The organism is Methylobacterium goesingense (assembly GCF_022179225.1).
GTDB lineage: Bacteria > Pseudomonadota > Alphaproteobacteria > Rhizobiales > Beijerinckiaceae > Methylobacterium > Methylobacterium goesingense.
This window is the reverse complement of sequence record NZ_BPQL01000218.1, coordinates 1-8220: the sequence shown is the minus strand read 5'-3', so window position 1 is coordinate 8220 and position 8220 is coordinate 1. Positions and strand designations below refer to the sequence as shown.

Sequence of the window (8220 nt, the reverse complement as noted above, 5' to 3'; positions counted from 1 at the left end):
CGATGTCGAGAAGGTATCCGGCGTCGAGGATGTTCATGCAGCCGTTGGTGCCGAACGCGATGGTGCGCGGCCGCTCGCCCTCGGCCACGCTGTTGTCCAGGAACTCGAAATGCACCGCCTTGTCGGCGCGTAGCGCCCAGGTGAAGAACAGGCGCGGCATGCCCGTATAGGCCTCGACGTTGTGGGCCAGGAGGTCCTCCACCGCCTTGTAGCGGCCGAATTGCTGGCCCCGCTTCCAGGCCCGCTCCACGGTGGCGTCCGGCGGCGTCACCATGAACTGCATGTAGACCTGCTGGCCGAAGCGGGTGAGGAGCTGGCTCCCTGTCTCGGTGCCGGGATTGACCGCGAAGCTGTCGAAGCGGAAGCGGTCGATGAGAAGGTGGGAGATGCGCCCCGCATCGGCCTTGCGGGCCATGTAGCCGTCGAGCTTGCGGTCGACGATCTCGACCTCGTGCCCGGTGAGCGGCCCGGCATAGCGCCACGCCGCGCCGAGACTGTCGTAATCGAGCAGAAACTTGCGCCAGACATCCGGCGTGATCAGGGCGAAGTCCGACCAGCGCAGGCCGAGGGCCTCGGTCAGCGCGCGCTGGTGGGGCCGGATCGTGCTCTTGCCGGAGGCGGAGGAGCCCTTCACGTTCATGATGACCGGCGCGGCCTGGGGGTCGAGGCGGACGAACCCCTCGCGCGCCACCACCGTCTCCAGCCACGGCTCGATGCGCTCGCCGAGGGAAAGGCTGCCGTGGCCGTTCGACACCAGGGTTACGGCGAGTGTCCTCAGGAGCGCCGGATCGCGGATGAGGAAGCCGCGCCGCCCGATGACGGAGGCCACGACACCGCGCAGGGCCGCGCAGGCCGCCATCGCCAGGGGATCGCCCGACGCGGCGGCGCGGTCCTGCCATTCCGCGAGATGCGCCTCGGCCCGCGCCTCGGGATCGGCCGGGGGCCGGGGGCTGGCCGGCTTGCGGGAACCGAACAGGGCGGCCCAGCCGGCGCGGCGCGGTGGCGACGCGGCCGGCGCGCGCCCCAGGCCCAGCATCGCGGCGATCTCGGCCTCCAACAGGGCGTCCGCCCGGGCGCGGATCTCGGCCAGATGCGCGTCGATCGCGTCGGCATGGGACGCGATCCCGCCGCGCAGGAGTGCCGACACGATGGCGCGGAAATTCACTCCGAGATCGCCGTAGGTCTCGCCCATCGGCACGGAGAAGTCCGCCATCACGCGGATCAGCACCTCGTGGACCACGAGCCGCCGGGCCCGGAACCGGACCAGAGACGTCAGCGGCAAGCCGCTGACGTCGCTCATCTCGAAGGCGTCGGCGAGGGTCGTCTCGACATGCTCGGGCCGGAACACCGTCGCGAGCGGCAGGACGGCGCGCGGCAGGCTCGACTCGATGCCGGGATTCCAGGGACCGTAGGGGTGATGCGACGGTACATCGGGCTGCGCCGCGATGGGTTCCGGAGCGCGCGCGCGGGCAGGCATCGCCATCGCTCCTCACGTCACCGCGCCGCGCGGGGCACGCGGCCTCGGCGATCAGGCGGCCTGTTCGTCGATCGCCTCGAGGCGAAGCTGGTACTGGTCGTCCCAGAGTTCGGCCGCCTTCTGATACCAGGCCGCATCGAAGAAGACCCTGGCGCAGAACTCGCTGGTCCAGATGCAGACCGCGATCAGGCGGCCGTCCACCACCTTGATGTGGCGGCTGATGAGACCGCCCGTGATCCCGGTCGACGGGCACATGTCGATGCTCGTCATCCCGTAGCTGTTCTCGCCGCTGAAGATCACGGGGCAGTCGAGGATCGCCAGATAACGCATCAGTCCCGTTCCTTACCTGTCCCGGACCCGCCGGCGGAGCGGCAGCGGCCGCAGGGACCATCGTGTGGAATGGCGCTAAATTGCGCCAAACAAAATTTGTATTCAAAAGCCTAGAGCGTCAAGATCGCTGCTCGAGCAAAAGTATTTGCAGAGCACAAATCCAGGATTGCACTGCAGGATGTCGACGCGCAGCTTTGCGGGACAGCGCGCACACCGCTCGCCGGCCCCGTACAATCACGCCGTGCAGGGGGTCAGGCCGCGGCGGCACGATCCGCCGAGGCGGCCACGCAATCCCAGATGCTCTGGACGGAGTGCAGGCAGAGACCGTCCATGATCGCGATGTGATTGGTCTTGTGGGTGCAGAAAGCCTCGAGACGGTCGGCGGGGGTGGTCCGCACGTCCACGGCGACGAAATCCTGTGTCGTCAGCATCCAGACGAGGTGGTCGAGCACGTCGAGACCGCGCTCGGCCATCGCCTTGAAGATCTCACGTTCCGTCAGGATTCCGATGAAGGCCCCCCGGTCATCGCTTGGTCCTTCCACCACGACGAGGGCGTCGACCTCTGGCTCCGACAGGATCCTGACGGCCTCGCGTACCGAACGATCCATGCGGATGTAGCGCGCACGGGGGGCGGTACTGCAAGCCTGGTGGCGAGCATTCATGGCGCGGCTCCTCCGAATCCGCGAGATCTTGCGAACCTGCGAAAACTTGTTGCGGTGATGCTGGTATACAGAATTTCAGATGTCAACGGAGCGACTGAATTATCCTGCCGCAATGGGAGACAAGCGAACGATTTTGTCCGGGGCGACCCGATGGCCCCAGCCCTTGACCTCCTTTTCGATGATAAATTTTGCAGCTTTGCATCCCGACTTGATGCTGCACCGCAGCATCGGCCGTCTCGCATTCGGGCTCCGCAAGGCCGCCGAGCGAGGTGGGGCAATCGTCCGTCAGTGTTCGCAAGGCGTTAGCGGAGGCAAAGCGGGCCTTGCCCCTATCCTTGAACGCTGGTGGGAGAATGCTAAATCAGCGCATTCTTCTACTTCGGCGATCCATCCCGGAGCTTCTACAACGCGCCATGGTCTTCGTTTGAACGGCATTCTGCTGCGGTGCGGGATCGAATTCCGGGATTAATACTCTTGACGATCGCCACTGCGCGAGTGAGGCTGGTATTCCACATACCAAGACGTTGACTTAAGGCGCCGACGCACGGCGCCAGCGCAAGCCGACGATACGCGCGGCGAGCACGGCCTTACCCGCGACAGACGGTCGAAGAACCGGTCGCGCTTCGTTCCAGCCAGAACCTACCGGAGGAAAGCATGTCCATGGCGGAAACCACAATCAAACCTGTGTCCGACGGCTATCGATGGGGACAGCTCGTCATCGGCGTCATTTGCATGGTCATGATCGCCAACCTGCAATACGGCTGGACGTTCTTCGTCCCCGACATCCAGAAGAAGTTCGGTTTCGACCGCGCCGCGATCCAGTGGGCCTTCACCTTGTTCGTGCTGTTCGAGACCTGGCTGGTTCCGGTCGAGGGCTGGTTCGTGGACAAGTACGGCCCGCGCGTGGTGGTGCTGTTCGGCGGCCTGCTCTGCGGCATCGGCTGGGTGGTCAACTCCTACGCCACCTCGCTGAACATGTTCTATCTCGGCCAGGTCATCGCCGGCATCGGCGCGGGCGCGGTCTACGGCACCTGCGTGGGCTCGGCCCTGAAGTGGTTCCCGGACAAGCGGGGTCTGGCCGCCGGCATCATCGCGGCCGGCTTCGGCGCCGGCTCGGCGCTGACCGTCGCGCCGATCCAGTGGATGATCGCCGACCACGGCTTCCAGGCCGCGTTCTTCAACTTCGGCATCGGCCAGGGCCTCGTGGTCTGCGCGCTCGCCTTCTTCTTCACCTCGCCGAAGAAGGGCCAGGTTCCGGAGGTCGTCGCCAACGCCAACATCATCCAGACCCGGCGCAACTACACCCCCGGTGAGGTCGCCCGCCAGCCGATCTTCTGGCTGATGTACTTCATGTTCGTCATCGTCGGCGCCGGCGGCCTGATGATCACCGCCAACCTCAAGCCCATCGCCTCCGACATCGGCGTCGACAAGGTTCCCGTCACGATCATGGGCATCACCATGGTGGCGATCACCTTCGCGGCCACGATCGACCGCGTCCTCAACGGCCTGACGCGGCCCTTCTTCGGCTGGGTCTCGGACAAGATCGGCCGCGAGAACACCATGTTCATCGCCTTCGCAATGGAAGGCTTCGGCATCTACATGCTCTACCTCTGGGGCCACGACCCGCTGTGGTTCGTGCTGCTCTCGGGCTTCGTGTTCTTTGCCTGGGGCGAGATCTACTCCCTCTTCCCCTCGACCTGCACGGACACCTTCGGCACCAAGTTCGCCGCCACCAATGCGGGCCTGCTCTACACCGCCAAGGGCACGGCAGCCCTCCTGGTGCCGGTGGCGAACTACCTCCAGCAGGCGACCAACAGCTGGGACGGCGTTTTCCTGGTGGCCGCCGGCGCCAACATCCTCGCCTCGCTGCTCGCCATCGCGGTGCTGAAGCCCTGGCGTAAGCGGGTGGTGGCCCAGGCGCTGGCCGTCTCCGACGAGGCGAAGCCGGCCCCCCGGGTGGTCACGGCCTGATCCCGACGCCGAGCGACCAGACAGGACCGAAGCGCGGGGGCCGGACGGAGACGTCCCGGCCCCCGCGCCCGTTTCAGCCCCGCGTTTTCCCTCTCAGGAGATACCCGATGCCACCGACCTGGCGCCCGATGCACACGGCCCCGCAGGCCGTCGCGCGGATCTGGCTGAACCACCTGACCCTGGGGCCGATCCTGGCCGAGGGCCTGCCCGGCCGCTGGTACGCCCCGAGCGCGACGCGCCAGGTCTGGCGCTGGTACCGGCCCACCGAACCCGACGCCCTGGAGCCGTTCGACGGCTGGCTGCCCTATGAGGCCCTGGCGGACGCGCAGACATCCGATGCGGACACGGTGGATGACGATCCCGCCCGATCGCTTCGCGCAGGCGGGATCCCCTGCCCGATTCGTCGCTCTGCGATCGAGGGCGCAGCAACCGTTTGATGCGTGACCTGGGCTTTCCTCATCCCCCACGCGGCGACCGCGCGAGGAACTCAGGTAACGGACCCTTCACAGATCCAGCGTGCTCCCGGTTCGCACCCGCCCCGCGCGCGTAGACTATGCCAGGGCCCGGGCCATTGGTTCACACGGGAGCAAGAGCTTGGCCGCGACCCCGCCTGTCCGCACCCTGCGCCCGTGCGAGGAGTTGGACTATCATGATACGCGGTCGATCGAACGCCCTGGTGCCGTGACCCCTCTCGCGGTCTGGAATTTCATCACCGCCAAGCCGCGGCCGATCCTGAGGCGGGCTTTTCGCGTCCGGGACGCGATCGCCGCACGCTTCGGGGTGAAGGCACTCGGGGGATTCTCTGGAAAGCAGCATGCTGGCGTCAGTGCGGGGGACCGGCTGGACTTTTTTAGGGTGGAACACAGCGACAGGGAGATGCTGGTCCTGACCGAACGGGACCGTCACCTCGACGTCATGCTCTGTATCGCGACGTCCGATCGCTGGCTCTCGATCACGACTTCGGTCGTCGTCCACAACACGTTCGGTCGCGCCTACATGGTGCCAGTCGGGCCAGTGCATCGCCTGATCGTGGCTGACGAACTGCGACGGTTGCGGCGAAAGTTCGAAGGGGAGGCAGCGCGTCCCTCGACCTCGTAATGTGTCCGAAGGAGACGGGAGGGCGCACGCGCAGGTCAGTCGGACCGCCCTGGCCGTGAGGCGAAGCGCCGATGACAACCATCCTTGGAAATTAAACCTCGACAGCCACCGAGGCGCCGATGGGCTCGCCGACTGGATGACCCGTGGATGCCGCCCCGGAGGGGACGTGGCGCTCGGCGGCGTCGGCCAAGAGTTCCGCCACGAGATCGGTCTGCGAGACGATGCCGACGAGGCGGTCGTCGGGACCGACCACCGGCAGGTGGTGCAGGCCGGCATCCGACATCCAGAGCACGAGGTCGGAAATCGGCGTATCCGGCCGCGCCGTCATCACGGGCGCCGTCATGATGTCCTCGACGCAGCCGTGCGGTGCGCGTCCCCGGGTGAGCGTCAGGCGGAGACGACGGCGCGGGCCGAGTCGGGGACCCGACAGGTCCCAGCGCGTCTTGTCGAGGAGGTCCGTCTGCGTGACGATGCCCAGCACCCGGGCGCCCTCGTCGGTCACCGGCAGGGCCTTGATGTGGTGCCGGCGCAGGGTGTCGAGGGCCTCGTGCAGAGGCGCCTCGGGGCCGATGGCGATAACGTCGCGGGACATGATCTCGCCGCAGGTCGCCTGCCCCGAGCGGCGGCGATAGGCGTGGATCTGCGCCTGGAGGATGATCGCCTCCAGGTCGGTTCGGCGCACGTCGAGGACCTGATCGTAGTCCTTGAGCACGGCGTCGAGGTCGGAGGCGATGATGCCGGCCCGCGCCGAGGGCAGCGGGTCCTTCGTGCCGTGGCCGGCGGGGGCCTTCGGGAGCACGTGCGGGTAGGCGCGGCCCGTGAGGTTGTTGAACAGGAGCGCCACGGCGAGCAGCAGGAGCGAGTTGGCCGCGACGGGCCAGAGGGCGAAGCCGTAGCCGAGATCGCGGATCGGCGCGCCGCCCAGCACCGCCGTCAGCGCCACGGCGCCGCTCGGCGGGTGTAGGCAGCGCAGAGCCATCATCAGCGCGATCGCGATGCTGATCGCCAGGGCGGCGGCGACGTAGGGGTTCTGCACGAGGAGGGCGGCGCTGACGCCCACCAAGGCCGCCACCGCATTGCCGCCGACGATGGACCAGGGCTGCGCCAGCGGGCTCGCCGGCACCGCGAACAGCAGCACCGCCGAGGCGCCCATCGGGGCGATCAGGATCGGCAAGGTCGAGCCCGAGCCCGAGCCCGAGCCGATTGCGGCCTGGCTGATCAGCCCGGTGGCCAGGATACCCACGAGGGCGCCGCCGGCCGCGCGCAAGCGCTCGCGCAGGCTTAGGGGAGCGGCTTCGGGGATCAGGCTGCGGAGGGACAATCGCATCGGCGGTACGACCTCACAGGGAAGACCGGGTTCCGCCATGCCGCACCGCGCAGGCCGCGGGCAAGCCCGGTCACGCGCCAAACGCGGACGGCGCGCCTCGCGGCGCGCCGTCCCGTCGACCCGCGGCCCCCACAGGGAGGGCCGCCATCCGTCCTCAGACGGCGCGGGCCTGGTGCAGGTGCTCGATCTGCTGCTGGGTGTAGCCGAGGTCGAGCAGGACCTCGTCGGTGTGCTCGCCGAGGAGCGGGGAGGCCTTCACCTCGACCGTCATGTCCGAGAACTTGATCGGGCTTCCCACGGTCAGGTACGAGCCGAGCTTCGGATGGGGCACCTCGACCACGGTGCCGCTGGCACGCAGGGACGGATCGTTGGCGATCTCCTTCATCGACAGCACCGGCGAGCACGGGATGTCGAACTTGCGCAGGATGTCGACGGCCTCGAACTTGGTCTTGTCGGCAAGCCAGGTCTCGATCGTGCCGAAGATGTCCATGATCTTGTCCTGGCGGGCACGCGCCGTGCTGTAGGCCGGGTCGTTCTCCCATTCCGGCTTGCCGATCGCCTTGCAGATCGGGGCCCAGGCATGGCCCTGGATGGTGAAGTAGATGTAGGCGTTCGGGTCGGTCTCCCAGCCCTTGCACTTCAGCACCCAGCCCGGCTGGCCGCCGCCGCCCGCGTTGCCGCCACGCGGCACCACGTCCGAGAACTCGCCGTGCGGGTACTGGGGGTACTCCTCGAGGTAGCCCAGCGCATCGAGACGCTGCTGGTCGCGCAGCTTGACGCGGCAGAGGTTGAGCACCGAATCCTGCATCGAGACGGCGACCTTCTGGCCCTTGCCGCTCTTGTTCTTCTGGTGCAGCGCCGTGAGGATGCCGATGGCCAGGTGCATGCCGGTGTTGGAATCGCCGAGTGCCGCGGCGCTGACGGTGGGCGGGCCGTCCCAGAAACCGGTGGTGGAGGCGGCACCGCCCGCGCACTGGGCCACGTTCTCGTAGACCTTCAGGTCCTCGTAATGGTGGCCGTCCGAGAAGCCCTTCACCGAGGCCAGGATCATGCCCGGGTTGAGCTCCTGGATGCGCGACCAGGAGAAGCCCATGCGGTCGAGAGCGCCGGGACCGAAATTCTCGACCATGACGTCGGACTGCTTGATGAGGTTCTCGAGGACTTCCTTGCCCTCGGGGGTCTTGGTGTCGAGGGTCAGCGAACGCTTGTTCGAGTTGAGCATGGTGAAATAGAGCGCGTCGGCATCCTCCACGTGGCGCAGCTGCGTGCGCGTCACGTCACCGGCTCCGGGACGCTCCACCTTGATCACGTCGGCGCCGAACCAGGCCAGCAGCTGCGTGCAGGCCGGGCCGGCC

8 protein-coding genes are annotated in these 8220 nt (G+C 67.4%); 3 read left to right on the top strand and 5 right to left on the bottom strand.

Features of this window, described 5'->3' with window-relative positions; translation table 11 throughout:
• The 3 genes from MFF30_RS25105 to MFF30_RS25095 all read right to left on the bottom strand — a co-directional run.
• A partial coding sequence (locus MFF30_RS25105; protein WP_373321009.1) for a hypothetical protein occupies window positions 1–1483 on the bottom strand: 1483 nt, incomplete at its 3' end.
• A gap of 45 nt (window positions 1484–1528) precedes the next feature.
• Entirely contained in the window at window positions 1529–1807 is a 279-nt protein-coding gene (locus tag MFF30_RS25100) for a hypothetical protein (RefSeq protein WP_238282946.1), read from the bottom strand.
• Between the two features lie 251 nt (window positions 1808–2058).
• Window positions 2059–2469 carry a CBS domain-containing protein gene (locus MFF30_RS25095; protein ID WP_238282945.1) on the bottom strand — a complete coding sequence of 137 codons (411 nt, stop codon included), beginning with the start codon at window positions 2467–2469 and terminating at the stop codon, window positions 2059–2061.
• Window positions 2470–3129: 660 nt separating this feature from the next.
• Here MFF30_RS25095 and oxlT point away from each other — a divergent pair.
• From oxlT to MFF30_RS25080, 3 genes are all read left to right on the top strand, one after another.
• Window positions 3130–4440 (top strand): oxalate/formate MFS antiporter, encoded by a 1311-nt coding sequence (gene oxlT, locus MFF30_RS25090; protein WP_238282944.1) that lies wholly within the window; start codon window positions 3130–3132, stop codon window positions 4438–4440.
• 107 nt (window positions 4441–4547) lie between these two features.
• Window positions 4548–4877 carry a hypothetical protein gene (locus tag MFF30_RS25085; RefSeq protein WP_238282943.1) on the top strand — a complete coding sequence of 110 codons (330 nt, stop codon included), beginning with the start codon at window positions 4548–4550 and terminating at the stop codon, window positions 4875–4877.
• Between the two features lie 157 nt (window positions 4878–5034).
• Window positions 5035–5538: a DUF2867 domain-containing protein gene (locus MFF30_RS25080; protein WP_238282942.1), complete on the top strand. Its 504-nt coding sequence runs from the start codon at window positions 5035–5037 to the stop codon at window positions 5536–5538.
• 91 nt (window positions 5539–5629) lie between these two features.
• On the opposite strand, the gene MFF30_RS25075 is transcribed toward MFF30_RS25080, so the two are convergent.
• Together MFF30_RS25075 and frc are read right to left on the bottom strand one after the other, a co-directional pair.
• Window positions 5630–6865: an HPP family protein gene (locus tag MFF30_RS25075; protein ID WP_238282941.1), complete on the bottom strand. Its 1236-nt coding sequence runs from the start codon at window positions 6863–6865 to the stop codon at window positions 5630–5632.
• 154 nt (window positions 6866–7019) lie between these two features.
• The coding region (gene frc / locus MFF30_RS25070) for a formyl-CoA transferase (protein WP_238282940.1) at window positions 7020–8220 on the bottom strand (1201 nt) is incomplete at its 5' end.

What these genes read in the sequence shown, in the direction of transcription:
- MFF30_RS25075 (WP_238282941.1), bottom strand. Translation starts at nt 6,865, where the DNA reads ATGCGATTGTCCCTCCGCAGCCTGATCCCCGAAGCCGCTCCCCTAAGC.
- MFF30_RS25100 (WP_238282946.1), bottom strand. Translation starts at nt 1,807, where the DNA reads ATGCGTTATCTGGCGATCCTCGACTGCCCCGTGATCTTCAGCGGCGAG.
- oxlT (WP_238282944.1), top strand. Translation starts at nt 3,130, where the DNA reads ATGGCGGAAACCACAATCAAACCTGTGTCCGACGGCTATCGATGGGGA.
- MFF30_RS25085 (WP_238282943.1), top strand. Translation starts at nt 4,548, where the DNA reads ATGCCACCGACCTGGCGCCCGATGCACACGGCCCCGCAGGCCGTCGCG.
- MFF30_RS25095 (WP_238282945.1), bottom strand. Translation starts at nt 2,469, where the DNA reads ATGAATGCTCGCCACCAGGCTTGCAGTACCGCCCCCCGTGCGCGCTAC.